The sequence below is a fragment of the Loktanella sp. M215 genome (genome assembly GCF_021735925.1).
In the GTDB taxonomy this organism is placed as follows: domain Bacteria; phylum Pseudomonadota; class Alphaproteobacteria; order Rhodobacterales; family Rhodobacteraceae; genus Loktanella.
Window position 1 is genome coordinate 284,049 of sequence record NZ_WMEA01000004.1, and the last position, 23,598, is coordinate 307,646.

Sequence of the window (23,598 nt, forward strand, 5' to 3'; positions counted from 1 at the left end):
GACGCTACTCCGTCAGTCCGGCGTCACGCGCGGTCTGGCGGATCTCGTCGGTCAGCTCGGCACCGCAACATTCGGCTGCAAGGGCCCAGACGCCGTCGTAGTAGGCGGACAGGACCTTCTGGTACTGCACGTCGGGCAGCTCGGCCACTTTCGATCCGGCGGCGGCAACGGCGTCCATGTCTTCGGCGTTGGCTTCGTTGCCGATGCGGATGGTGTCTGCTTCGGTCTTGATCGCGGCAGACTCGACCGCGGCCTTCTGGGCATCGCTGAGCCCGTTCCAGGTGTCCAGGTTCATCGCGATGTAGGACACCAGCTGTCCGAAAGTCGGCTCGGTCCGATAGGGGGCGACCTCGTAGTGCTTGGTGGCGCGATAGACGCTTTGCGGGGCGCAGGCGCCGTCCACGACACCGCGTTCGATCCCGGCATAGACTTCGGACATCGGCGTGTTCACGGCAACGCCACCCAGGGCTTCGATCACCGGCACATACGTCGACACCCCACGCAACTTGCGCCCGCTCCATGTGCCGTCGTCGGAAAGAGGCTGCTTCAGATAGCAGTGATACCCGGACGATCCGACCGCCACATTGGCGAGAAGCTTCAGGTTGTGCTCTTGCTGGAAATAGCTGTCGATCATGTCGAACACGCCCGAGCTGCGGATCTTCTCCATATCGGGCTCCATCGCGTTGGTCACGACGGTCAGTGCCTTCGAGTGATAGGCGGGATAGGTATAGATGACGTCGAAGACGCCGGTGCTGGTCGGCGTGATCTGCTCGAACGGGGGAACGCTTTCGGGCCCGCTGATCGCGACTGTTAGATCGACGTTTTCGGCCTCGAGGTTCGATTTGAACTGGGCCCCGGGCATCCAGGCCATGGTGTTGGTTTCGGGCCAGCTGACGATCATGCGAAGCTCGTCCGCGACTGCGGGTGCGGCCACGCAGAACGAAAGCGCTACGGCTGTAGCGGCTTGTTTGAACATGCTTATTCCTCCCTGGAAAAGCGGGGTGACGTTGCTGCCACACCTCATTCTTGTGGTCTGAGCATCGCGGTATGCGCACCTTGCGTCAACGTTGTCGGTTGGTCTGGCAAAGGCGAGCGGGCCCGGTTTGATGGACGAGGCGGGAATTGTCGATTCGTCATGTTTTCAAATTCGGGTCGCCAAATCTGTAATGTTTTCAGCACCCAATACGTCCCGTCCACTAACTACCCGTCAAAGACCCTATCGCAGAACGAAGGCTTAACCCCTCATCATTCCGCATTACGGAAAAGTGGTTACCATCCGCCTGACATGTCTTCACCTTTCTGCCGCTGTCCGGTCTGGTGGGCACAGTCCGTCAAAGCCGCGAAAGTGACTGCCGATGTTTTTCAAGCCGTCAGAGGGCCATGGCCTGCCCCACGATCCCTTCCGCGCCATCGTTGCCCCGCGCCCCATTGGCTGGGTTTCGACGCGGTCGAAAGACGGCAGCATCAATCTGGCGCCCTACAGCTTCTTCAACGCGATTGCGGGCAAGCCGCCGATGGTGATGCTCAGCTCCGAGGGGATCAAGGACAGCATCACCAACATCCGCGACACGGGCGAGTTCGTCATCAACCTTGCGACGCTCGCGCTGGCCGAAAAAATGAATGAAACCTCGCGCGACCATGCCACCGACATCAATGAATTCGAGCCTGCCGGCCTTACCGCCTTTCCATCTACGCTCGTCGCTCCGCCCCGTGTGGCCGAAAGCCCCGCAGCCCTAGAGTGTCGCATGACCCAGATGGTTGCGCTGCCCGATCTCAGCGGCGACCCCGGGGAACGGCTGATGGCCATCGGCGAGGTGGTGGGCATTCATATCGACGATGCCGCCCTTTCGGATGGCATGTTCGACATGGTGAAGGTCGGAACGCTCGCGCGCTGCGGCTACTGGGACTATCAGGTGACGACAAACCTGTTCAGCATGCCCAAGCCCGATTTTACCGGCTCACACTGAGACGCGCATGGCGTCAGTCCTCCGCCGCGCGGTCCAAGACGTCGTCCAGCAGCGCGGTCCGCATCGCCCGGCCCCCCGCATTGATCGGGGGAAAATCGATGGTCAGGATCATGATCGATCCGGCGGTCCCCTGTCGTCTGGTCAGGTGGATCGATCCTGTCGTCGTCATGGCGCAAGGACCCGCACCGGTGCGCCGTCGAGCCAGCCAATGATGGCATCGACCGCGCCGGTGAAGTAGTTGCGATAGGTGTCTTCGGTGACGTAGCCAATGTGGGGCACGGCGATCAGACCCGGCGCGGATCGGTAAGGGTGTCCGGTCGACAGCGGTTCGATGTCATAAACGTCCAGCCCGGCACCGCGTATCGCACCCGTCTCAAGCGCGTCCAGCAGCGCCGCCTCTTCGACCAGAGGCCCGCGGGAAGTGTTCACAAGAAACGCCGAGGGCTTCATCAGATCCAGTTGCGCACGCCCGATGACCCCCGTGGTCGCGGGCGTCAGAGGCAGGTGAAGCGTGACGAAGTCGGATTGCGACAGCAGGTCCTCCAGGCTGTCCGCCCGGCGTATGCCCTGAGAGGTGGCATCTTCCTTCGTGAGGCTCCGCGACCAAGCGACACAGTCCATGCCGAAGGCGGTGCCGTAGCGGACCATCATCATCCCCAGCCGTCCGAACCCGACGATGCCCAGCACCTTGCCGGCAAGGTCGACACCAAGGCCGGTCTGCCATTGCGGATCGCCGTTACGCAGGCCGTCCGCCTCCTGCGGGATGCGCCGAGCAAGGGCCAGGATCAGGCCGAAGGCCAGTTCCGCAGCGGACGGGCCGCCGCCGGGCGTACCGCAGACGGTCACGCCACGCGCATGCGCGGCAGCGATGTCGATGGACTTGTTCACCATGCCCGTGGTGATCAGCAGTCGCAGATCGGGGAGGCGGTCCAGCATACAGGCATCGAACACCGTCCGCTCGCGCATGGCCACGACCACCTCTGCACCCGCGAGCCTTGCTGCGAGGGCCGCGCGGTCGGCGATGTGCTCGTGCAGCACCTCGATCTGGCAACGCGCCTCGACCGAGGACCAGTCGACCATGTCGCGTGCGACGTGCTGATAGTCGTCGAGGATCACAACCTTCGTCATCTCAGCGCCTCTTGAAGACCGGAGGACGCTTTTCGACAAAGGCCCGCTGGGCCTCCTTCGCGTCCTCGGTGCGCGACAGGCCCACGGTCAGCGATTGTTCGAAGCGGTAGGCGTCGCGCACCGGCATCTCGGCCACCGTTCCGAACGCCCGCTTGGCCGCCTGCAAGGCCATCGGGCTTTTCGCAGCAATCTCGCGCGCATAGCTCATCGCGGTCTCCATCAAGGCGTCGTTCGGAGTCACCGTCTCGATGACGCCGAGGCGATACAGTTCTGAAGCGGGATAGCGGCGCGCGGTGAAGTACATCGTCCTGCACCGGGATTTGGAAAAATGCTCCATGATGAAGGCCGCACCCCCGGCAAGGCCGACATTGACCTCGGGCATCTGAAACCAGGCATCCTCGGACGCCAACATGATGTCACAGGCCAGCATCAGGGCGAAACCGGCACCGATGGCCGGGCCGTTGATGGCAGCGATCACCGGCTTCTCGCAATCCGCAACGGCGTAGAAGAACTCTCGCGCCAGCCTGTTGTGGCGGACATAATCCCCTTTCGTCGCGGCGATGCCGGTGCGTTCCTTGATATCGGCCCCGGCCGAAAATGCCTTGGTGGCCGAACACAGGATCACCACGCTGACATCCGGATCGTCCGAGAGAGCATCGAAGATCGCGATCATTTCTTCCCGCGTTTCGCGGGTCTGGGCGTTGACCGGGGGGCGGTTCATCGTGACGGTCGCGATCCTGTCGGCAATCGCAACCTCATGAAACGTATAGTCACTCATGGCGTAATGTCCTGCTGGATGGTCTGTTGAATTCGCTCCGCACCGATGTCCCTGAACAGGCTGGACGCCGTGCCGAGAGACGCGGCATCGCGGCGGATCGCGACAAGGTAGGGGTGCAATTCCGCATCCCAGGTAAAGCCCATGGCACCATGGGCATGGATGACGTTTTCCGCAACCAGCGGAGCCGCTGCCGAAGCAGTGGCCTTGGCGATCCGGGCGAGGGACAGCGATGCGTCCTTGTCCGAGGCGTCGAAGGCGGTCGCTGCCAGATCCACGGCGGCGCGCATGTCCTCGACACGGATCCAGTCTTCGGCCGCCCGGTGACGGAGGGTCTGGAAACTGCCCAGTGGCCGCCCGAACTGCTTGCGATGGCTCAGATGGTCGACGGCACGCTTCAGAAGGGCTTCGGCGGCTCCCAGCATCCGGGCCGCAACAAGCGTCCATGCAATGGACCGCAGATCCGTCGCGATAGTCCGGGCCTCCATGTTTGCCGAGCATATCCAGCCTGAGGCCTGCAAGGGATCGCTCGCTTTCCCGACGCGATCGACGGGGTAGAGATGGGTTAGGCCTGCCGCGGGGACGATCATCTGGCGGACGCCAACCGGAACCGGCCCTGTCACCGCCCCGTCGGCCTTGAGGCTGCCGAAGCTGGCGCGAAGATCGGCGGCGGATCCCCCGTCTTCCTGCAAGGTCGCAAGCACAAAAGCTTCGGCCAGCGGATAGCCAAGCGACTGCCGCCCTGCCTCGCGGACCAGAACGCAGGCCGCGACGAGGTCGATGCCGGCACTGATGGGCCGCAGGCAATCGAGCGTGTCGACGCTCTCCTCCGCCGGGGCAGCCGAGGCGAAGGCGCGGAGGGCGGCTTCGGCGAGCATCACCTCGTCCTCGTCCGGGAAGAACCCCATGGTCATGCTGCACCTGCCCTTGGCTCACGCGGCAATTCCAAGATCCGGTCCGCGATGATGGTAAGCTGCACCTCGGTCGATCCGGCATAGATCGTCTCGGCCTGGGACTTGAGATAGACCTGCCGGAAGGCCGTCCAGTCCGGAGAGGCGAGGAACGACGGACCCGCCATGTCCTGCGCCATCCGCATCATGTCGATGTGCAGTTCCGACCAGAGGACCTTCTGCAGGCTCGCCTCGGCCCCGATGGCATGGCCCGCCGCGACCCTGCTGACGATCCGCAGGTTATGGGCCCGCAACACTTCCAGCCGGGCATGCATCCGGCCGATCAGGGCCGGATCGGCATCCTGGCCAAGCAGTGCAATCATGCGGTCGAGTTCGGCGGCAAAGCGGGCCTGGCGGTAAAGCCGTGTCGTCCCGCGCTCGAACGCGAGAACGCCCATGGCGACGGCCCACCCTTCGTCGACCGGGCCAAGTCGCTGGCTGTCGGACACCGCCACGTCGTCCAGAAAGACCTCGTTGAAGGTCTGCTTGCCGGTGATCTGACGGATCGGACGCACCTGCAGGCCCTCGGACTTCATGGGAACAAGGAACAGCGTCAGGCCCTTGTGCCGGGCCGCATCGGGGTTGGTGCGAGCCAGAAGGATGCACCAGTCGGCATACTGAGCGTTGGTCGTCCAGACCTTCTGTCCCGAGATCCGCCATCCGTCGCCATCCACCTTGGCCCGCGTGCGCACATTTGCCAGGTCCGATCCGGCCTCGGTTTCGGAAAAGCCCTGGCACCAGATGTCCGTACACGCCGCGATCCGGGGCACGAAGCGGGCCTTCTGGTCCGGCGAGCCCCGCGCCAGTAGAATCGGGCCGACCAGTTCGCGCCCGATGTTGTTGGCCCCTTCGGGCGCCATGGCGGCGCCGAGTTCGCCCATGGCAAGGTAATGCTCGGTGATCCCCAGGCCCTGGCCGCCGTATTCCCGAGGCCAGTGGAGGCTGCCGAACCCGGCGGCGTGCAGGCGTTGCTCCCAGGCGATTTCGGCGACAAACTCGGCGCGTTCCTTGTCAACCGGGTTGGATGGCAGTGCAGTGGCTTCTGCCGCATGGTCCGACAGGGCGCCCGGCAACCAGCGGCGCAGGCGGTCGCGCAGGGCGGTCTGATCGGGGGTCAGGAAGATCTTCATGGCGTCACGCGTCGGCGGGCTGACTGACGCCGCCCAGATAGCGGGCGGAAATCTCTTCCCGGCTGCCGATCTGCGACGGCGGACCTTCCCGTACGACGCGGCCGTTTTCAAGGATGTAGACCTGCGTCGCATGGCGCAGCGCCAGCCCCACGTTCTGTTCCACGATCAGGATGGTCAGGCCGGTTTCGGCATTGATCTTGGCAAGGATCTCGAAGATCTGCTCGGCAATCATCGGGGCGAGGCCAAGGGATGCCTCGTCGATCAGGACCATGCGCGGATCGGCGGCAAGGGCGCGGCCGATGGCAAGCATCTGTTGCTCCCCCCCGGAAAGATAGCCCGCCGTGCTACGGCGGCGTTGTCCGAGGACAGGGAAATAGTCGTAGATCTTCGAGACCGCCCCTGCGGCATCGGCGCGGGACCGGGGCGGGGCGGCAAATCCCGCCACGTCCAGATTCTCTTCCACGGTCATGGACGACAGGATGTGGCGCCCCTCGCGCACGTGAAGCAGACCGGAACGGGCGCGCTTGTGCGCCCTCATCGCGGTGACGGAGATGCCGTCGAAGGTGATTGAACCTTGGCTGACGCGCCCGTGCTCGAACTCCAGAATGCCGGAAATCGCCTTCAGCATCGTCGACTTACCCGCGCCGTTCGCCCCCAGCAGGGCCGTCATCGCACCGCTTTCTGCGATCAGGGACAGGTCACTGACGGCCTCGATCGCCTGGCCGTAGACGACGGAAATGTTCTCCACTACCAGGCGGGTCATCAGTTGTGCCGCTCGGTCAGGGAGAAGTCATTGCCCGCCACGTTGTAGCGATAGACGATCCCGTGCGGGATCCGCTGACCGACGAAGGTGATGTCCCCGGCGATCCCCTTACTGTCCCAGTTCTCCAGCGCATTGATGCGCCCGATCAGGTTCTCGCCGCTCAGCTCTTCGCCGGCTTCAAGGGCCTCCCCGATCACCTCGCGCAGGAGAAGAGCCGTCAGCCAGGTCTGCACGTACCCCATGTTGGCGTAGCCCGTGTATTCCTTGACGTCCCATTTCTTGAGACTGTCGCGGATCGCCATCGCATATTCGCCGGTCGCATCCTCCATTGCCAGTTGATAGGGCACGACGCCGACATACCCGTCGGCCGCATCTCCCACGCCGCGCACCATCTCGGGGTCCGAGTTGTAGGCCGTGCCCAAGAAGGTGCTTTCGACCCGGTAATCGCGGGCGGTCTTCAGGATCTCGGGCCAGACGTTGCCGGCATAGCCGTGGAAGATGACATAGTCGGCGGCCGCGTTGCGCAGTTTGATTGCAGAGGCGGTCACGTCGACGCCCGACCACTTGGTCTCCTCCTCCAGCACGATCTCGACCCCCATCTCCTTGGCCGCGGCGCGTGCATTCTCAAGCGGATCGCGTCCGAACTCCGTCGCGGAATAGACGATGGCGACGGTCGGCTTCTCCTTCTCGGTCTTCATATAGGCGAAGAGTTCGCTGAACATGTCGGAGTAGGTGAGACCCGGCAGGAAGTGATATTTGTAGCTCTCTGTGTCCACCAGATCCGAGGCGAAGCCCGTCGCCGACATCAGAATCCGGTAGCTGTCGTTGTTCTCGGGTGTGATGGCACGCACGAAGGGGGTGCCGTCGCCACCGGCAAACACCAGATCGCCGCCCGAGGCCGCGCGCTTGAACCCGGCGACGCCAAGGTCGACCTTGTATTCATCGTCGTAGTATTCGGCTTCGATCGGGTGTCCGGCGATGCCGCCTTCGTCGTTGATGTAGGCGATCGCGGATTGCCAGCCGGCCTGCTGTACCTGACCCGAAAAGGCCAGGACGCCCGACAGCGGCAGGGCGATGCTGAATTTGATCGGCTCCGCGTCCTGTGCCGCCACGGGTGCGGACAGCGCCGCGCTCAGCGCCAGTGCCGCGAGTAATCTTGTCCGGATGCTCATTTTCGTTCCTCCCCTTTAGTGATGCAGGTCATTCGGCTTCAGATTCCGCCACGCTGTCGCGTCTCCCCAACAGGCGGTCGAGTATGCCCTTCAGACCCCGCGGCTCGAACATGAGGAAGCCGATGATCAGAAGGCCGAAAATAATCTCGCGCAGGGGCGACAGCAGCCCCGCGACATTCGCCTGGCCCTGGATCGGAAGCGCCGACAGGATCTCGCGCAGGACCTCGGGCAGCAGCGTCATGAAGGCGGCCCCCAGGATCGAGCCTAAGATCGACGCCCGTCCCCCCACCACGACGGCGGCCAGGAAGAAGACCGACACGGTCAGCGTGAACTGGTCCGGGTTCACCAGCCGAAGGAAGTGCGCCGTCAGTGCCCCGGACACGCCCGCGAAGGCGGCGCCGATGCCGAAGGCCAGAAGCTTGGTGCGCACCACGTTGATCCCCAGCACCTGTGCGGCATAGTCCCGTTCGCGCACCGCGATGAAGGACCGCCCGATGCGGGTGCGGAACAGGTTGCGCGCGCCGACGAAAAGCACCAGGGCGACCAGAAGCACGCCGTAGTAGAACCCCGTGTCGCCCATCCCGAACAGGTCGGTGCCCGGCAGTGATATCCCCCTGTCCCCGCCGGTGACCGAGGTCCACTGCTGAAACAGGAAATACAGCGAGTACTGGGCGGCCAGCGTGGCGATAGCGAGGTAGACGCCCTTGATACGCAGCGACGGGATGCCGAAGATCAGGCCCACCGAAAACGCCGCGACGGCGCCGATGACGACGTTCACGAACAGCGGCGTGCCGAGGTGCAGCATCGAAAGTCCGGCAGCATAGGCGCCGACACCGATGAAGGCCGAATGGCCGATGGACAGCAGTCCGGTATAACCCACGGTCACGTTCAGCCCCACTGTCGCGATGGCGTTGATCGCGACGAGCGACGCCATGTAAAGCACGTAGACCGACGCGTAGGCAGGAAGGGCAATCGCCAGCACAAGGCACAGCGCGCCCGCCACCAGCTCGAATGTCACCGCGCGGGGCGTGGCAGACGTGGACCTGCTCAGGGGGTGTTCCGTGCTGGACATCAGATACGCTCCACCCGTTCTTCTCCGAACAGGCCGCTTGGTTTCACCATCATCACCAGCAGGACGATCACGTATGGCAGGAAGCTTTGCCATGACGCGGACAGGTAGGCTCCGACGATTGTTTCAAGCCAGCCGATGAACAACCCGGCCAAAAGCACCCCGAAGACGCTGGTCATGCCCGCCAGCATGATGACCGCCAGCACGTTCAGGGCCACGAAGCCCAGTTGCGGGGACAGCCCGTTGATCGACGCGGCCAGCACTCCCGCGACAGAGGCCAGAACCGAGGCCAAGATCCAGGCCATTGTGAAGACCCAGCGGACATTGATACCAAGCCCTTCGGCCGTAACAAGGTCGATGGCCGTGGCGCGGATCGCGATCCCGGCACGCGAAAACCGGTAGTACGAGACGAAACCGACCGCAATGATGGCCGCCACCACGAAGGACCAGGCCAGTTTGCCGGGGATCAAGATGTCTCCAAGGAAGATCGGCGCGCGGGGCAGGAAATCGGGCAGCGTGATGATCTCCTGTCCCCAGATCAGCGAGGCGACTCCGCGCAGCACCGACCCCGCCCCCAGAGTCACCATGACCAGCACGACCACCGGTCGCCCGATCATCCGCCGCATCACCAGACGCTCAAGTACGAGGACGATGGCGATCCCGCCGCCGATCGCCACCAGCAGCGCCAGCGACCATTGCAGGCCCAGCGTGTTCATCGCCCAGAGAAAGATGAAGGCGGGCAGCATCATCATTTCGCCCATGGCGAAGTTGAAGATCCGCGTGGCCTTGAAGATGATAACGAAGCCGAGGGCCGACAGAACGTACATGCCGCCCGATGCGATGCCGATAATGCTGAACTCGATGAACTGTCCCATCAGGCGGCACCCAAATAGGCTTCGACGACGTCCGGATCGTTGCGCACCTCATCCGGAGCGCCCCGGGCGATGACCGAGCCGAAGTTCACCGCCACGATGTGATCGGACAGCCCCATGACCATGCTCATGTCGTGGTCGATCAGCAGGACGGAGGTGCCGAAAGCCTCGACCGTCTTGCGGATATAGCGGGCCATATCCTCTTTCTCCGGCGGCGTCATGCCGGCGACGGGTTCGTCCAGAAGCAGCAGCCGGGGCCGCATCACCAGTGCGCGGGCGAGTTCGATCCGCTTCTGCAGGCCATAGGGCAGACCCGAAACCTGCTTGTCGCGGATCTCGGCCAGATCGAGAAACTCAATGATGTCGCGGTCGATCCGTGCGGTCAGGGCGTGCTCCTCGGTGCGGGCGGGGCCAAGGTATAAGGCAGAGCGGAACAGATTTGACCGCAACTGTGCATGGGCGCCCAGCTTGATGTTCTCAAGCACGGTCAGCCCGGAAAACAGGGCGATGTTCTGGAACGTGCGCGCGATGCCCAGACCGGATCTTGCATGGGCAGGCTGGGTGTCCAGCCGTTTCCCGGCAAACCGAATTTCGCCCTTCTGGACCTTGTAGAACCCCGAAATCGTGTTGAACAGCGTGGTCTTGCCGGCGCCGTTCGGACCAATCACGGCGGTGATGCGCCCCTCTTCGGCCGTCAGGGAAACCTCATTCATCGCCTTGACGCCACCGAAGGCGAGACTCACCCGGTCGATTTCCAGCAGCGTTGTCATGCTCTGTCCGGCCCTCCCGACCAAGATGCCTCTCCTCAGGCATCGTGCGGCGTGCAGTGCCGTCCGCAGGGCCAGACTAAGCTGAAAGGCCAACCCATCAAAAGCGGGATGCCCGCAAAGGATGTTTCCGTTTTACGAAACTATGTGGAGGTATCATTGCCAATACCGTAAAGACGGGATGACCAAGACAGGAGGAAAGAGAATGCTGCGTATCGGACGTTTCGAGATTGAGCGCGTCGAGGAAGTGGTGCTGCGCGAACCCAAGGCTCTCTTCGCCGCTTGGGACGAGGCGCGGGTGGACCCGATCCGCGACTGGTTCGTCGGCGATTACTACGATCCCGAGGATGGCAGTTTCGCGACCTCGATCCACACCTGGCTGGTGCGCGACGGCGACACCACGATCCTGATCGACACCTGCGGCGGCAATCACAAGCCCCGCCCCGCCTCACCACGCTTTGACGGTGTTGATCTGCCGTTTCTGGACAGGCTGGCCGAAAAGGGCGTGACACCGGAAAGCGTGGGCTATGTGCTGCTCACCCATCTCCACGTCGATCACGTCGGCTGGAACACCCGGCTGGAAGATGGCACATGGGTACCCACATTCCCGAACGCCAAATATGTGATGACGTCGATTGAGCGGGACTGGCGCGACCCCGAGCGCGGCGCGAAGGGCAAGTCAGAGGCACCCACATATCCGTTTCTCGACAGCGTCAAGCCGGTGCTGGATAACCACTCGAATGTCGAGATCGTCACCGGCGACGAGGAAGGATATCTGCCGGGCATCGATTTCATGCCGGTTCCGGGCCATGCCCCGGGTATGATGGGCATCCGCCTGCGCGATGGCGGGGACGAGGCGCTGTTCATCGCGGACGTGATGCACCAGCCGATACAGGTCTCCAATCCCGGCTGGTCCAGCAAGTATTGCGAGAACCCAGATCTTGCGACCGAGACCCGTGCGAGGGTGCTGGCCCATGCCGCCCACACCGGATGCCTGATCCTTCCCGCGCACTTCGGCGGCACCCACTGCGGCTATGTCCGCCGCGACGGGGACGGCTACACCTACGAGCCGAGCAAGGTCATGCCCTGAGGGCCTGTCCTCAGTGTCCCAGTCGCGCCCTGAACTCTTTGCCCAGGAAATCTACGAACGCGCGCGTCTTCAGGGGAAGGTGCGTGCTTTTTTGGAAGACAGCGTAGATGCCGCTTTCGAAGTCGGTAAAGCTGATGTCGTAGTCCGCAAGGATCATATGTAGCGACCCGTTGGCCAGCTGGTCCTTGACCGACCAGTCGTTCATCATGGCGATGCCCAGCCCGCCCTCGCAGGCGGTCAGGATCGCGCGTCCGTTGTCCGATTGCAGGAAGCCTTTCACCTGCACCTCCTCGGCATCGTAACCGTCCTTGCGGAACCGCCAGATCGAACCGCCGAGGTTCAGCCGATAGCTGAGACAGGAGTGGTTCATCAGATCGCGCGGACGCTGGATCGGCGGCATTCCCGCCAGATAGCCCGGGGTCGCAACCAGCAGACGGCGGCTGGTGGCCAGCTTGCGCGCGACCAGTGAACTATCGGCCAGCTTGCCGATGCGGATGTCGATGTCGATGCCCTGGCTCACGATGTCCACGGGAAAGTTCGACATCTGGAGATCAAAGCGGATATCGGGATGCTGCGCCGTGAAGCGTTTGAGGGCCGGAACGATGTACTGCTCGCCCACCAGCATCCGTGAATGGACCCGAAGGACGCCCTGGGGCACGGCGGTCAGCTGTTGCACAGCATTCTCGGCATCCGCGATCTGCAGAATAATCGCTTCAACCTTGTCAAAATAGATGCGCCCGGCCTCGGTAAGGCTCAGCCGGCGGCTGGTCCGGTTCAGTAGGCGAACCCCCAGTTCGGTCTCAAGATCGTTGATGTGACGGGAGACCGAGGCCGGCGACAACCCTCTCTTGCGCGCCGCGGCCGACAGCGATCCGCTGTGGACGACACTTTCGAACACCTTCGCTGCCTTCAGCCACTCCATCGCGTCCTTCCGGAATTCTCAACATTACGGTTCATCTTTTCATATGACGAACAGATGCTCCTTAGACATTTCTCTGTCCAGCCCCAAAACGCCTCTCTACCCTTGCAAGCAAGTCCGGCATGCACGTCGGGTTATCAGGGGAGTACATAACGTTGGCGACGGGAAGGTATGTCAGTGATCTGGACACGGGCGATCGCCTTGGGCCGATCAGCTATCAGTTAAGTGCTTTCACGGTCAGGGAATACTGCCATTCCGTCGAACTCGACCATGAGATGTTCCTTGGTATCGACTCGCCCATTGCGCCGCCGACGCTGGTGCATCTGGACAAGCTGAAACTGTACGAGGCGGCCTGCCCTGAAGGCACAGGCCCCCATGCGCGGGTGCATGTCGAATTTGACGCGACCTATCACGCGCCCGTTCCCGTCGGGTTGAGCGTGGAGGTGTCCGGCGAGACCGTCGATCGGTTCCAGAAGCGGGGCCGGACCTATGTCGTGACCGACATCCGGATGAAGGAGGCCGCCACGGGTCGCGCCCTGATCGATTACCGCGACACCGTGATCCTGTCCTACCAGGGTGCCGAACGCGAGGCCGCGCAATGACTGCGCTTCCCGCCCCCGGCGACCGTTTCAGCGCCGCCCCCCGCGCCATGACCCGCGAACGGATGCGGTGGTACGTCGATGCCCAGGCGACGGCCGTGGCCAACGACGGCAAGCCGCGCTTCGGGGGTCCGACGATCCATGACGACGACGCCTACGCGATCAGCCAAGGCCTGCCGGGGATCATCGCTGACGGCATGGTGTCGACCAACTGGATCCTGTCGCTTCTCGTCGACAGCTTCGGCCAGGCAGCGGTGCATCGGGGGCGCCTGAAAACCAAGTACATCCGCCCGGTCTACGAGAATGACGCGCTGCAGTCCCACGCCGAAGTCACCTCGGTCGAACCCGGCGAGACCGGCCACCGGGTTGTGCTGAAGGTCTGGTGCGACGGACCGGACGCCACGCCCGTGACAGTGGGAGAAGCCGAGGTTGTGCTGCGCGATGCATGATCCCATGGATAAGACCCTGCTGCGCGGCATCCGCGTTCTCGACTTCTCGCGCGTGTTCGCCGTGCCGGCCTGCAGCCAGTTCCTGGGCGATCTCGGGGCCGAGGTCATTAAGGTCGAAGAGCCGTTGCGCGGCGACGAGGCACGATACTATGGCATGACCTCGGACGAGCTGGACGCGATCGGCGGCGTCAGCCCGTCGTTCCACGCGTTCAACCGCAACAAGCGCTCTGTCACGCTGGATCTGCGCAAGCCCGCCGGGCAGGAGGCCGCGCGCCACCTGATCGCAGGGTCCGATGTCCTGCTGCACAACTTCCGCGTCGGCACGATGGAGAAGTTCGGACTGGGGCAGGTGGCGATGATGGCGCAACACCCCCGGCTGATCTACGGCGCCTTCTCGGCCTACGGCCCCCGCGGAGACAAGGCCAAGATCGGAGCGAACGACCTTGCCCTGCAGGGGCACAGCGGTCTGCTGCATGTCACCGGCGAAGCGGATCGCCCCCCGGTTCGGGTCGGCACGGCGGCCATCGACCTGCACGCGGGTGTCGCGCTTGGTGCGGGCATACTGGCGGCACTGTTTCACCGCGAGAGGACCGGAGAGGGCCAGCTTGTCGAAACCTCGCTTCTGCGCGGTGCAGCCCATCTGATGAGCTATTTCTACGTCGAGTACTGGATGACCGGCCATGAGCGTCAGCGCATGGGCACCGCCAATCACCTGAGCGTGCCGAACCAGGTCTTTCCGAGCGCCGACGGCTATGTCGTCATCATCGCCCCGTCCGACGAGATGTGGGCTCGGCTGGCCAAAACGCTGGATCCGGACACCCTCGCCCTTCCCCAATTCACACGGATTTCCGACCGGCAGACCAACCGCAATCAGGTCATCGCCGCGATCAGCGCGATCACCAGCACGCGGAGCAGCGAGTCGTTGCTGCGGGAACTTGGTGCGGCGAAGGTCAACGTCTCGAAGGTCAACAGCATCGGCGAGGCCGCCGAAGATCCGCAGCTGGCGCAGATCGGCGGCGTGATCGAAATTCCCGGCCCCAAAGGTTCGCAACGCGCAGTTGCGCCGCCGGTGTCTCTCGGGAAGGCCGAGGCGTTCAGCCATACGGGCATCCCGGTGCTTGGAGCGGATACCGATGCCGTCTTTACTGAATCCGGCCTGAATGAAACCGAAATGGCCCGTCTGCGGACTGCGGGCGCCTTCGGTCCCGTCGATACGGATACCAGAAGGAAGGCGGTCATATGAGCGATCCAGCCAAGGGCTCACTTTCGCATCTCAAGGTCCTCGATCTGTCGCGGGTAATGGCCGGGCCCTGGGCAGGTCAGGTCCTTGCCGATCTGGGGGCCGACGTCATCAAGGTCGAACGCCCCGGCACAGGCGACGACACCCGCGGGTGGGGCCCACCGTTCCATGAACGCCCCGACGGTTCCGCCAGCCAGGAATCGGGATACTACCTGTGTTGCAACCGCGGGAAGCGATCGGTCACCGTGAACCTGCAGGAGCCGGAAGGGCAGGAGATCGTCCGCAGGCTGGCCCGCGAGGCCGACATTCTACTGGAGAACTTCAAGGTCGGTACGCTGGAACGCTTCGGTCTCGGCTACGAGAGCCTCCGAAAGGAAAACCCGCGGCTGATCTATTGCTCGATCACCGGCTATGGTCAGACCGGGCCCCGCGCCCGTCAGGTCGCCTATGATTTTCTGATCCAGGCTCAGGGGGGCATGATGTCCATCACCGGCGAGGAGGACGGAAAGCCGGGGGGCGGGCCGCAGAAGATCGGCGTGCCCATGGTCGACCTCACTACCGGGCTCTATTCGGTGATCGGCATCCTGGCGGCAGTGGCCCGGCGCGCGCAGACCGGCGAGGGTGAATTCATCGACATCGCAATGCTGGACGTGCAGACCAGCCTGCTTGCCAACCAGGCGATGAACCACCTTCTGACCGGCAAGACGCCGCGCAGTTACGGCAACGGACACCCAAACATCATGCCGCAGCAGGTCTTTGCCTGCATCGACGGATACATGGTGCTGGCCGTAGGCAACGACGGTCAATTCGCACGGCTGTGCAAGACCCTGAGCGATGCCGAGCTTGCCGAAGACGAAGACCTGAAGTTCAATAAGGGACGGGTCGCCCGGAGGGACTGGCTGCTGGCCCGGCTGGCGGGTCATTTCTCACGCTATAACCGGGCCGATCTTCTGGAGAAGCTGAATGCGGCGGGCGTGCCGGCAGGGCCGATCAACACCATCCCCGAGGTATTCGACGAACCGCAGGTCAAGGCGCGCGGGATGGTCGGGAGCCTGACAGACCCGGTAATGGGAGAGGTGCCCCAGGTCTTCGGCCCGATCCGTATGACCAACGCCGCCTTCCGCCCCGACCGCCCGCCACCGATGCTGGGCGCGGACACCGCGGACGTGCTGGAGGGGCTTGGAATCGGCGCCGAGCAGCTGGCCATGCTGCGGGCGAAGGGGATCGTCTGATGAAATCGCAGGCCGTCAGCTCAATGGGCGTCGAGGAAGGCTCGTACCGCTTCGCCAAAGGCTTCGGCCGTTTCGATGTGAAGCATGTGCGGCGCGTTCTCGACGATCTGCAGACGCCCGCGCTGCACCCCCGCCGCAAGTCGTTCCATCGCCTCGCGTGGCGTCGCAACATCGACGCCGCCCGCCAGGCAGAGAGTTGGCTGCACGATCAGGTGCAGGCTGTCGGCGAGATCGAAGTGCGAGATCGACTCCCAGGCGCGGGCAAACTGCACTGGGTCCTGTCCCAGCAGAACTGCGAAAGCGGCCTGCGCCGCCGGATCGGTTCGGAATCCGCTGGTAAACCAGCGTTCGATCGCCCCGTCCGCCACCGCTGCCATGCCGTTTTCAATGGCGGATCGACCACGGGCTCGCAGGCTCTCGCGGTTCTCTGGCGATATGCGCGGCGGGCAGGCGCCGGCGACAAGGTGGCTGACAAGATCGGGACGTGCCAAGGCCAACTCCTGCGCCACCATCCCGCCCATGGAAACGCCGACAGTTACGACCGGGCCGCAATCGATCCGTTCGAGCGTCTCCGCGACCCGCTCGGCATCCTGCGCCAGGGTCATCCCTTTAGGGCGCGCTTCAGCCACCCCGTGCCCGGCCAGATCAAAGGCAATGACGCGAAAGCCGGGATTAAGGGCCAGGGCCAGTCTTTTCCAGCAGGTGTGGTCCAGCCCGATGGGATGGAGACAGGCCAGAGGTATGCCGGAGCCGGAGCTGTCGAAGGCGGGAGCGGCTATGTTCAGGATCGGACCCTCCGTTTGCAACTTCGTGTTGGCTCAAGGCTGACACGGATGACCGGACCGGGACAAGCCCGGGCGGACGGTATCTCCCGGACACCGAGACCATGACGGAACAGACCTATGACTTTATCGTCGGCGGCGGAGGCTCGGCGGGATCGGTACTAGCCAATCGGCTGAGCGCGGACGGAACGTCCCGGGTCCTGCTGCTGGAGGCCGGCGGACGCGACAACTGGATCTGGTTTCACATACCCGTTGGATACCTCTTCGCCATCAGCAATCCCCGGGCCGACTGGTGTTTCAACACAGTGGGCAATGCCGGGCTGAACGGACGCGCCTTGGCCTATCCCCGCGGCCGCGTCTTGGGTGGCAGTTCGGCGATTAACGCGATGATATACATGCGCGGCCAGGCCGCGGATTACGATCACTGGCGCGATCTTGGGCTGAAGGGCTGGGGCTGGGACGACGTCCTGCCGATCTTCAAGGCCCACGAGGATCACCACGCCCGTCCCTCGGATTATCATGGTGCCGGAGGGGAGTGGCGGGTCGAGTCCCCGCGGATAAGCTGGCCCGTGCTCGACACCTATCGTCGTGCGGCGGCTGAAGCGGGCATTCCAGAAACCCGCGACTTCAATAGCGGCGACAACGAAGGCAGCGCCTATTTCGAGGTGAACCAGAAGCGCGGGCGACGCTGGTCGGCGGCGCGCGGCTTTCTGACCCCTGTGATGCACCGCAGCAACCTCGAGGTCCAGACGGGCTGCCTGGTCGATACTATCGGCATCGAGGATGGCCGTGCCACGACCGTGACCTGGCAGCAGGACGAAGCGATGCACACCGCCCGCGCCCGTGGAGAGATAGTGCTGGCCGCGGGCAGCATCGGGACGGTCCAGATCCTGCAACGCTCGGGGATCGGGCCCGGTGAGATGCTGCGCAAGCTGGGCATTCCCGTCATCGCCGACCGGCCCGGGGTCGGAGCGAACCTTCAGGATCATCTTCAATTGCGCATGATTTACAAGGTCACTGGGATACGCACCCTGAACGAGACCTACTGGAACCTTGCCCGCCGCGCCTGGATGGGCGTGGACTATGCCGTGCGGCGGCGCGGCCCGATGACGATGGCCCCTTCGCAGCTTGGCGTGTTCGCCCGGTCGGGCAAGGACGTCGCGCGCGCCGATCTCGAAATGCATATCCAACCCCTGTCGCTGGACAAGTTCGGCGATTCGCTGCACCGGTTTCCGGCAATCACGACGAGCATCTGCAATCTGCGCCCGCAAAGCCGGGGCCACGTCGCGATCACCAGCCGGGATCTTGGGGCGGCGCCCGAGATCTCACCCAACTACCTGTCGGTTGACCGCGACCGCGAGATCGCGGTGCGCTCCATTCGGCTGGCGCGCCGGATCGCAGCCGGGCCCGCCCTCAGCGACTATCGGCTAGAAGAATACCTGCCGGGGCCGTTGGTCGATGATACCGACGAAGCCCTGATCCGCGCAGCGGGCGAGATTGGAACGACGATCTTTCACCCAGTCGGAACGGCCAAAATGGGACACAGAGCGGACCCCGGAAGCGTCGTAGACGACCGGCTTTGCGTCTTCGGCGTGGCCGGTCTTCGGATCGCCGATGCATCGGTAATGCCCACCATCACCAGCGGCGACACAAATTCGCCGACGATCATGATTGCCGACAAGGGCGCGCAAATGATCCTCGAGGATTGCCGAACCTGACAACCCCTGCCCTACCGTCAATAGACGATGAATGGCACCGTCGCCTCGATCGTCGGACAGGATAAACCGCGTAAGGTTCTACGTGACAGCATCCGCCTCCTCGGTCGTCGGTATGTCGAGCCCACTTTGGCGGCCTTTGTCTGCGAGATGGTCGCGGTGCTCTACGATCCCCGCGATCTAACCGAGGTGCATGTCTACCACGAGGGCCGGTTCGTCTGCCGTGCCCTCAGCCCCGAACATCTGGCCGCACCGGCGCTGCGGGACAACCAGCGGGCGCGGCGCGAAGCCCAAGCAACGCGACACGGGCACGCCCACCATCATGGAGGTTGCCGATGACGACCACGGTATCCGACTTCCCGACCGACGATCGTCCGAGGGCTCCGGCTCCACACCGCTGACGATTGGTTTCCTTGCGAGCAGCCATTCTTGGCGAGCCGCGAGCATGCACGCTTCGTAGAGTTTGCCGAGGCCTGTGCTTACTACCGCTACATCGGCGTGTGTCATGGGCGGCCTGGGATTGGAAAGAGGCGATCGGCGCGCGAATTCGCCAGTTTCCCGGATCTGCTGGGCTACGGCGCCATGAAACCCGTTCCCCCGGCGCTGGCGGAGCAGGTCACACGATGCCGGGCCGCTTTCTAAACGGTTGCGGTCAGCAACACGCCCAAGACCATCGACATAGTGCTTGGCGCCAATATCGAGAAAAATCGACTATGCCCGACTGACGGTTGCAGCCGGATCGCCGTCCGGCGTGAAGTATCAGGCGGCACGCTCTGCATGTCCCTTCGTCATCGTCGACGGGGCCGACCGTCTAACCATGAAGTTGCTGTAACACCTCCGCGACCTGGCCGATCGGCGCGGCTTCGGGCTTAACCTGTTGGCTCGAAGGGTGAAAATGTCGGCGGGCAAGATAATGTCTGCAATGATCTCCCATCATCAATGAACTGCGCAAAAAATGTGTGGAGTTCGCATCTGGAACTCTATCGCCGTGTTACCTGTCGAGGGCCGTGTTTCTGGGGCAGATCAAGAACCAAGCATCAGACCTTGGTCTGAAGCCTGCGAGCGACCTTAGGGCGGTGACCGCGCCCGGAAGACTGTTATGATTTATCAAATCAGATTTACGTTTTGTCATTTACTTTCGGAGTCGCCTTCATGCGGTTTCCGAATTTTTTGCTGATTATCAGATCCGGGGAGATTTCAGTCGCGGATCTTTAACTCAACGAAACTTCATAGTGAAGGTTCACACTATGTATCTTTCTAGACATGAATCCAAGCGCCGTCAGCGGGAGGCCCAAAACGCCCGCAACAACAGGGCGGAGGTCGTCAAAGCGCTCTCCACGGGTCAGGTCAGTCGTCGCGAATTAATGAAGTGGGGGGTGTTCACAGCAACCGGCGCATTGACCAACATCAATGGCCTCAGTCCATTTGCGGGCAGCGCATATGCGAAGGGCCAATTGACGGGAGTTCCGAGGAGCGAGACCTTCGGGGTGCTGCCGTTTACGCAGAAAATGACACGACTTGAGCTACAGGAGCCGCTCCCTCTGACACCCATCATGCGCGGTGGCGAGATCGATGTGGCCTTCCCGGCCGGAACAGGAGAACTTGCCGGCCGCCGGATGTCCTACCATACCGATTTTCTGATGTCCGGAAAGCAGATGTATATCAATCCGCGGACTGGCATTGGTCCATATGAAGGTCGGCCACCCGGCGCCTATTTTGCCCATCAACGCTGGGCTGAATATCTGCCGAAGCAGGCTTACGTGATGTCGCTGGCACCCGTGGGTCCATCTTGGAACTTCCATCCTGATCTGCCCTATCAGTTGGCGGACCAGGTCTGGACGTTCACCAAGGGCCAAGGCCGTGAGGCCACCACCAGGCCCCCTCTCATCAAGCTGCGCTACGGGGAACCTGTTCTGTTCCGGCACTACAACATGCTGCCGGTCAATCCAGCGCAGAACGGGGGATTTGGCAGCACATCTCAAGCGACGCACAATCATAATGCTCATAACGCCTCAGCAAGCGATGGCGCGTCGAACGCCCATTTCTTCCCGGGCCAGTTCTACGACTATCATTGGAGCACGACGCTAGCCCGCGCCGACACGATCAATACCGATATGACCGACAGACGGGCATCCGGCCCGGACGGCCAGGGCGGGCTGGTGCATGTGAAAGGTGACTTCCGCGAGCTTCAGGGCAGTCTGTGGTTTCACGACCACCGCTTCTTCTACACAGCTGAGAATGTCTACAAAGGGCACGTTGGCATGGTGAACTATTACAGCGGTCCTGACCGCGGTAACGAGGTGTTGGACGATGGCGTCAACTTGCAGTTCCCCAGCGGCTCTCTCCTGGATTGGGGCAACATCGACTTTGACGTGAACCTTCTGATTTCGGATGCCGCAACGGATCTGGAAGGTGAGTATTTCTTCGACATCTTCAACACCGATGGTTTCCTCGGTGACCTCATGCTCGTCAACTTCAATTACAAGCCATATATAGATGTTTTACCTCGCAAATATCGGTTCCGGCTATTGAATGCCTGCATGTCGCGGTTCATTCGCCTGCAGTTAAAAACGGCATTTGGGAATACCGTCCCTATGGAGGTCATCTCGGCCGACGGAAACCTGCTGGAGAGGCCCGTCACGGTGAATATGCTCGACACGATGGGCGTTGCGGAGCGGTTTGACGTCGTCGTCGACTTCAGCCATTTCGACGTGGGACAACGGATCAACATGGTCAATCTGGTTACACACAAGACCGGCCGCGGTCCCAGCGGTCTGGTCGATTACAAGGCCGCCGATAACGGGAAGTCCGGCGATCCGGCGACGGGTTCCCTTCTCCAGTTCCGCATTGTCGACCAGGTCGAGAGCGTGGATGTGCCGGGCGTTATCCATTACGCAACTCAGAATGACCGCAGTCGGATCCCCAGCCGTCTGACGGAGCAGATCCCTGTCGTCGAACCCACACGGATAAGGTTTATCGAACTGAAACGTGGTGAGGAAACCCCGGTCGACAGGAGAACCGGCGAATGCAATCCATCCTGTCCACGCCGTGAGGTGTATCCTTGGTCGATGCGTGTCAATGGCAACAAGATTGGCGGTTTCAATGCCAATCATATTTCCGAGCTGATCCCGCGGCCGGGCGAAATTGAGCATTGGGTCCTCAGGAACCCCGGAGGTGGCTGGGACCATCCGCTTCACCTGCATTTTGAAGAGGGGGTAACCATTGATCGTGGAAAGGCTTCAATGTCGAAAACCGAAAAGTTTGCCCGCAAGGACGTCTGGCGCCTTGGTGAGCTGGGCGAGGTCCGAATGCAAGTTCAGTTCAGCGAATATGGCGGCGCGTACGTCAGTCACTGCCACAATACAGTCCACGAAGACTCAGCCATGATCATGCGGGTCGACATTTTGACTGATCCGAACAACCCTTACTCGTCGCGCACGCAAGCCGCGGTCATTCCCACGCCGAACCCTACTCCTGAAGGCGTGACCTACACGACCCCGGAAATCCTGGCCGCTGGGAATCCATTTGATCGAAAGTTCAACCCATTCCCCAACATCCCCCCTTTGAAGGAGGATTGACAGGTTTTTAGACTCAGCCAATGACAAACGTGGTAGCGGCGCAACCAAGGCTGAGAGTCACTTAAGAAACACCCGGAACCTGTTCAGATAAACCGAACCACTTCTGACTACCCGACCAGTCCTCAGAACTTTCGGCGGATGACGGCTCTGTTGATGGCGTGGATGCCCCTCCCGACGGCATCAACAAAGCCGCGTAGCACCTCAAGTATGGAGCAGTTGGCAATCCGGTGACGCCATTCGGAAATGTCTTGGCCTATTTGTAACTTCGTCAAAGATAGGAATTCGTTCATCTGTGAAGTCTTGGATCAAGGCCGAAGCGTTCTTGTTGCACATCCTCAAAATATCCCTTGGCGCGATCCGCGTCAAAAATCAGGTTCCAGCTATGGCGTGATACCGTCGACGGCAGAAGGGAAAACAGATGAGCGTTCAAGAGCTGGTCGCCATAGCTCTGCTGGCCCGGACCGTGCGATCCCGGAACGAGCCAGTTGGGGTTTGGCACGTCAGTTGGTTGGACCACATAGATATTGTCCATATCCGTTATTCTTGCAGAGGTGAGAATGTGGACGGTCGTGTCGAGAACCTTGAAGCCTTTGTGAACGGCGACTTCCAGAATGGCTGTCGCAGGATCGACCGATGTGTAGACAGCCCGCACACCCTTTGAATTCCAGCGCCCTCCGACACGATAGGATCCCTCACCGGTGTTCCATGTCGTAGCGTGACGTTCTTGATCCAATCGCCAGAACCGAAGGTCCCCATTTCCAAGGGGCGGCGGAAGTGGCGTCACGTATAAACTCCGTAGTCCATGCGGGTCAGGTATTCCTCGACAGCTTCCGCACCGGCAGAAGAGGCAAGGAGATCGATCGGCCTGCGGTTGTCGAGACCTATCGCCGGTTCCAGGGTCCAGGTTTCTGCCGCCTTCTGTGTTCCCATGACGTCGGTTGCCCGAGCGATGATTTCGGCAAAACGCCATGCCCTGCTGCTTTGCTCGGTCGAAAGTACCCTGTCAGGAGTGTCCGCTTTCCGACGTTGCAACGTACGGATGCTGATCCCGATAGCCTTGTTAAGGGCGTCACCGGCGGCAAGAACTTTCACGCCTTCGACGAGATGCAGCAAGGATCGAGACGGGATGCCTTCGACAATCAGATCGTGAGCCTCCAGCGCATTTCGGACCGATCTCTTCATGATCTGATCGCCTCCGAGAAGATCAAATGCCCTGATCGCGTCGTTTTCGGGCGCAGCCGAAATAGTTGAAGGAAGTCCTGAAACGATCGCCATGGAAAAAATCTCCCTATGCCACGTGTCATCATACATACGTCACATGTCGCAATGTTTCAATGCCTCCGCCTGCTAGAAGGTGAAGCCGGTCTCCTTTGAGTCGCCAATGCAACATGGGTAGTGTCC

At 62.2% G+C, this 23,598-nt stretch carries 24 protein-coding genes; 9 read left to right on the plus strand and 15 right to left on the minus strand.

Going from position 1 to position 23,598, the window contains the following annotated elements; all coding sequences use genetic code 11:
• Positions 1-4: 4 nt before the first annotated feature.
• Complete coding sequence (gene dctP / locus GLR48_RS21465) at positions 5-976, minus strand: TRAP transporter substrate-binding protein DctP (RefSeq protein ID WP_237065375.1); 972 nt, start codon at positions 974-976, stop codon at positions 5-7.
• Between the two features lie 379 nt (positions 977-1,355).
• Between dctP and GLR48_RS21470 the strand changes: the two genes are divergently transcribed.
• Positions 1,356-1,967: a flavin reductase family protein gene (locus GLR48_RS21470; protein ID WP_237065378.1), complete on the plus strand. Its 612-nt coding sequence runs from the start codon at positions 1,356-1,358 to the stop codon at positions 1,965-1,967.
• Positions 1,968-1,980: 13 nt separating this feature from the next.
• Here GLR48_RS21470 and GLR48_RS21475 read toward each other — a convergent pair whose 3' ends face one another.
• Genes GLR48_RS21475 through GLR48_RS21520 form a run of 10 tightly spaced genes read right to left on the minus strand, consistent with a single transcriptional unit; the run spans position 1,981 to position 10,596 of the window.
• Entirely contained in the window at positions 1,981-2,136 is a 156-nt protein-coding gene (locus tag GLR48_RS21475; RefSeq protein WP_237065380.1) for a hypothetical protein, read from the minus strand.
• On the minus strand, positions 2,133-3,095 hold the full coding sequence (locus GLR48_RS21480) for a D-2-hydroxyacid dehydrogenase family protein (protein WP_237065381.1): 963 nt from the start codon (positions 3,093-3,095) through the stop codon (positions 2,133-2,135). Before GLR48_RS21480 ends, GLR48_RS21475 begins: the two co-directional genes overlap by 4 nt.
• A 1-nt stretch (position 3,096) precedes the next feature.
• Entirely contained in the window at positions 3,097-3,873 is a 777-nt protein-coding gene (locus GLR48_RS21485; protein ID WP_237065383.1) for an enoyl-CoA hydratase/isomerase family protein, read from the minus strand.
• Positions 3,870-4,784 carry an acyl-CoA dehydrogenase family protein gene (locus tag GLR48_RS21490; protein WP_237065386.1) on the minus strand — a complete coding sequence of 305 codons (915 nt, stop codon included), beginning with the start codon at positions 4,782-4,784 and terminating at the stop codon, positions 3,870-3,872. The genes GLR48_RS21485 and GLR48_RS21490 overlap by 4 nt, the downstream gene beginning before the upstream one ends.
• Complete coding sequence (locus tag GLR48_RS21495; protein ID WP_237065388.1) at positions 4,781-5,950, minus strand: acyl-CoA dehydrogenase family protein; 1,170 nt, start codon at positions 5,948-5,950, stop codon at positions 4,781-4,783. The genes GLR48_RS21490 and GLR48_RS21495 overlap by 4 nt, the downstream gene beginning before the upstream one ends.
• A 4-nt stretch (positions 5,951-5,954) precedes the next feature.
• On the minus strand, positions 5,955-6,713 hold the full coding sequence (locus GLR48_RS21500) for an ABC transporter ATP-binding protein (RefSeq protein WP_237065391.1): 759 nt from the start codon (positions 6,711-6,713) through the stop codon (positions 5,955-5,957).
• Complete coding sequence (locus GLR48_RS21505) at positions 6,713-7,885, minus strand: ABC transporter substrate-binding protein (RefSeq protein WP_237065393.1); 1,173 nt, start codon at positions 7,883-7,885, stop codon at positions 6,713-6,715. Before GLR48_RS21505 ends, GLR48_RS21500 begins: the two co-directional genes overlap by 1 nt.
• A 28-nt stretch (positions 7,886-7,913) precedes the next feature.
• Positions 7,914-8,957, minus strand: coding sequence for a branched-chain amino acid ABC transporter permease (locus GLR48_RS21510; RefSeq protein WP_237065395.1), 1,044 nt, complete (start codon positions 8,955-8,957; stop codon positions 7,914-7,916).
• Positions 8,957-9,829, minus strand: coding sequence for a branched-chain amino acid ABC transporter permease (locus GLR48_RS21515; protein ID WP_237065399.1), 873 nt, complete (start codon positions 9,827-9,829; stop codon positions 8,957-8,959). Before GLR48_RS21515 ends, GLR48_RS21510 begins: the two co-directional genes overlap by 1 nt.
• On the minus strand, positions 9,829-10,596 hold the full coding sequence (locus GLR48_RS21520) for an ABC transporter ATP-binding protein (protein ID WP_237065401.1): 768 nt from the start codon (positions 10,594-10,596) through the stop codon (positions 9,829-9,831). The genes GLR48_RS21515 and GLR48_RS21520 overlap by 1 nt, the downstream gene beginning before the upstream one ends.
• A 202-nt stretch (positions 10,597-10,798) precedes the next feature.
• Here GLR48_RS21520 and GLR48_RS21525 point away from each other — a divergent pair, with 202 nt between their 5' ends.
• Positions 10,799-11,683 carry an MBL fold metallo-hydrolase gene (locus GLR48_RS21525; RefSeq protein ID WP_237065403.1) on the plus strand — a complete coding sequence of 295 codons (885 nt, stop codon included), beginning with the start codon at positions 10,799-10,801 and terminating at the stop codon, positions 11,681-11,683.
• A 10-nt stretch (positions 11,684-11,693) separates the two neighbouring features.
• Here the strand turns inward: GLR48_RS21525 and GLR48_RS21530 are convergent, their stop codons facing one another.
• Positions 11,694-12,605 (minus strand): LysR family transcriptional regulator, encoded by a 912-nt coding sequence (locus GLR48_RS21530; RefSeq protein ID WP_237065406.1) that lies wholly within the window; start codon positions 12,603-12,605, stop codon positions 11,694-11,696.
• Between the two features lie 152 nt (positions 12,606-12,757).
• Here GLR48_RS21530 and GLR48_RS21535 point away from each other — a divergent pair, with 152 nt between their 5' ends.
• The 4 genes from GLR48_RS21535 to GLR48_RS21550 are packed head-to-tail and all read left to right on the plus strand — an operon-like array spanning position 12,758 to position 16,122.
• A complete protein-coding gene (locus tag GLR48_RS21535; protein WP_237065408.1) occupies positions 12,758-13,204 on the plus strand; it encodes a hypothetical protein in 447 nt (148 codons plus the stop codon).
• A complete protein-coding gene (locus tag GLR48_RS21540) occupies positions 13,201-13,650 on the plus strand; it encodes a MaoC family dehydratase (RefSeq protein WP_237065410.1) in 450 nt (149 codons plus the stop codon). The genes GLR48_RS21535 and GLR48_RS21540 overlap by 4 nt, the downstream gene beginning before the upstream one ends.
• A 4-nt stretch (positions 13,651-13,654) precedes the next feature.
• Positions 13,655-14,893, plus strand: coding sequence for a CaiB/BaiF CoA transferase family protein (locus GLR48_RS21545; protein WP_237065413.1), 1,239 nt, complete (start codon positions 13,655-13,657; stop codon positions 14,891-14,893).
• Positions 14,890-16,122 carry a CaiB/BaiF CoA transferase family protein gene (locus GLR48_RS21550; RefSeq protein WP_237065414.1) on the plus strand — a complete coding sequence of 411 codons (1,233 nt, stop codon included), beginning with the start codon at positions 14,890-14,892 and terminating at the stop codon, positions 16,120-16,122. The genes GLR48_RS21545 and GLR48_RS21550 overlap by 4 nt, the downstream gene beginning before the upstream one ends.
• 20 nt (positions 16,123-16,142) lie before the next feature.
• Here GLR48_RS21550 and GLR48_RS21555 read toward each other — a convergent pair whose 3' ends face one another.
• Positions 16,143-16,928, minus strand: coding sequence for an alpha/beta fold hydrolase (locus GLR48_RS21555; protein ID WP_237065416.1), 786 nt, complete (start codon positions 16,926-16,928; stop codon positions 16,143-16,145).
• 80 nt (positions 16,929-17,008) lie between these two features.
• On the opposite strand from GLR48_RS21555, the gene GLR48_RS21560 reads away from it, so the two are divergent.
• The 3 genes from GLR48_RS21560 to GLR48_RS21570 all read left to right on the plus strand — a co-directional run bounded on the left by GLR48_RS21560 (position 17,009) and on the right by GLR48_RS21570 (position 22,197).
• Positions 17,009-18,622: a GMC family oxidoreductase gene (locus tag GLR48_RS21560; protein WP_237065418.1), complete on the plus strand. Its 1,614-nt coding sequence runs from the start codon at positions 17,009-17,011 to the stop codon at positions 18,620-18,622.
• Positions 18,623-18,649: 27 nt separating this feature from the next.
• Complete coding sequence (locus GLR48_RS21565) at positions 18,650-18,958, plus strand: Mu transposase C-terminal domain-containing protein (protein WP_237065420.1); 309 nt, start codon at positions 18,650-18,652, stop codon at positions 18,956-18,958.
• Between the two features lie 908 nt (positions 18,959-19,866).
• Positions 19,867-22,197 (plus strand): multicopper oxidase family protein, encoded by a 2,331-nt coding sequence (locus GLR48_RS21570; protein WP_237065423.1) that lies wholly within the window; start codon positions 19,867-19,869, stop codon positions 22,195-22,197.
• A gap of 286 nt (positions 22,198-22,483) precedes the next feature.
• On the opposite strand, the gene GLR48_RS21575 is transcribed toward GLR48_RS21570, so the two are convergent.
• The gene (locus GLR48_RS21575) at positions 22,484-22,981 is read right to left on the minus strand and encodes an RES family NAD+ phosphorylase (protein ID WP_237065426.1); all 498 of its coding nucleotides are present in this window, start codon (positions 22,979-22,981) and stop codon (positions 22,484-22,486) included.
• Positions 22,978-23,472: a type II RES/Xre toxin-antitoxin system antitoxin gene (gene parS / locus GLR48_RS21580; RefSeq protein WP_237065428.1), complete on the minus strand. Its 495-nt coding sequence runs from the start codon at positions 23,470-23,472 to the stop codon at positions 22,978-22,980. Before parS ends, GLR48_RS21575 begins: the two co-directional genes overlap by 4 nt.
• Between the last annotated feature and the right edge of the window lie 126 nt (positions 23,473-23,598).

Excerpts from the sequence above, each read along its gene's own strand:
- dctP (WP_237065375.1), bottom strand. The coding sequence starts at position 976 with ATGTTCAAACAAGCCGCTACAGCCGTAGCGCTTTCGTTCTGCGTGGCC.
- GLR48_RS21470 (WP_237065378.1), top strand. The coding sequence starts at position 1,356 with ATGTTTTTCAAGCCGTCAGAGGGCCATGGCCTGCCCCACGATCCCTTC.
- GLR48_RS21475 (WP_237065380.1), bottom strand. The coding sequence starts at position 2,136 with ATGACGACGACAGGATCGATCCACCTGACCAGACGACAGGGGACCGCC.
- GLR48_RS21480 (WP_237065381.1), bottom strand. The coding sequence starts at position 3,095 with ATGACGAAGGTTGTGATCCTCGACGACTATCAGCACGTCGCACGCGAC.
- GLR48_RS21485 (WP_237065383.1), bottom strand. The coding sequence starts at position 3,873 with ATGAGTGACTATACGTTTCATGAGGTTGCGATTGCCGACAGGATCGCG.
- GLR48_RS21490 (WP_237065386.1), bottom strand. The coding sequence starts at position 4,784 with ATGACCATGGGGTTCTTCCCGGACGAGGACGAGGTGATGCTCGCCGAA.
- GLR48_RS21495 (WP_237065388.1), bottom strand. The coding sequence starts at position 5,950 with ATGAAGATCTTCCTGACCCCCGATCAGACCGCCCTGCGCGACCGCCTG.
- GLR48_RS21500 (WP_237065391.1), bottom strand. The coding sequence starts at position 6,713 with ATGACCCGCCTGGTAGTGGAGAACATTTCCGTCGTCTACGGCCAGGCG.
- GLR48_RS21505 (WP_237065393.1), bottom strand. The coding sequence starts at position 7,885 with ATGAGCATCCGGACAAGATTACTCGCGGCACTGGCGCTGAGCGCGGCG.
- GLR48_RS21510 (WP_237065395.1), bottom strand. The coding sequence starts at position 8,957 with ATGTCCAGCACGGAACACCCCCTGAGCAGGTCCACGTCTGCCACGCCC.
- GLR48_RS21515 (WP_237065399.1), bottom strand. The coding sequence starts at position 9,829 with ATGGGACAGTTCATCGAGTTCAGCATTATCGGCATCGCATCGGGCGGC.
- GLR48_RS21520 (WP_237065401.1), bottom strand. The coding sequence starts at position 10,596 with ATGACAACGCTGCTGGAAATCGACCGGGTGAGTCTCGCCTTCGGTGGC.
- GLR48_RS21525 (WP_237065403.1), top strand. The coding sequence starts at position 10,799 with ATGCTGCGTATCGGACGTTTCGAGATTGAGCGCGTCGAGGAAGTGGTG.
- GLR48_RS21530 (WP_237065406.1), bottom strand. The coding sequence starts at position 12,605 with ATGGAGTGGCTGAAGGCAGCGAAGGTGTTCGAAAGTGTCGTCCACAGC.
- GLR48_RS21540 (WP_237065410.1), top strand. The coding sequence starts at position 13,201 with ATGACTGCGCTTCCCGCCCCCGGCGACCGTTTCAGCGCCGCCCCCCGC.
- GLR48_RS21545 (WP_237065413.1), top strand. The coding sequence starts at position 13,655 with ATGGATAAGACCCTGCTGCGCGGCATCCGCGTTCTCGACTTCTCGCGC.
- GLR48_RS21550 (WP_237065414.1), top strand. The coding sequence starts at position 14,890 with ATGAGCGATCCAGCCAAGGGCTCACTTTCGCATCTCAAGGTCCTCGAT.
- GLR48_RS21560 (WP_237065418.1), top strand. The coding sequence starts at position 17,009 with ATGACGGAACAGACCTATGACTTTATCGTCGGCGGCGGAGGCTCGGCG.
- GLR48_RS21565 (WP_237065420.1), top strand. The coding sequence starts at position 18,650 with ATGAATGGCACCGTCGCCTCGATCGTCGGACAGGATAAACCGCGTAAG.
- GLR48_RS21570 (WP_237065423.1), top strand. The coding sequence starts at position 19,867 with ATGTATCTTTCTAGACATGAATCCAAGCGCCGTCAGCGGGAGGCCCAA.
- parS (WP_237065428.1), bottom strand. The coding sequence starts at position 23,472 with ATGGCGATCGTTTCAGGACTTCCTTCAACTATTTCGGCTGCGCCCGAA.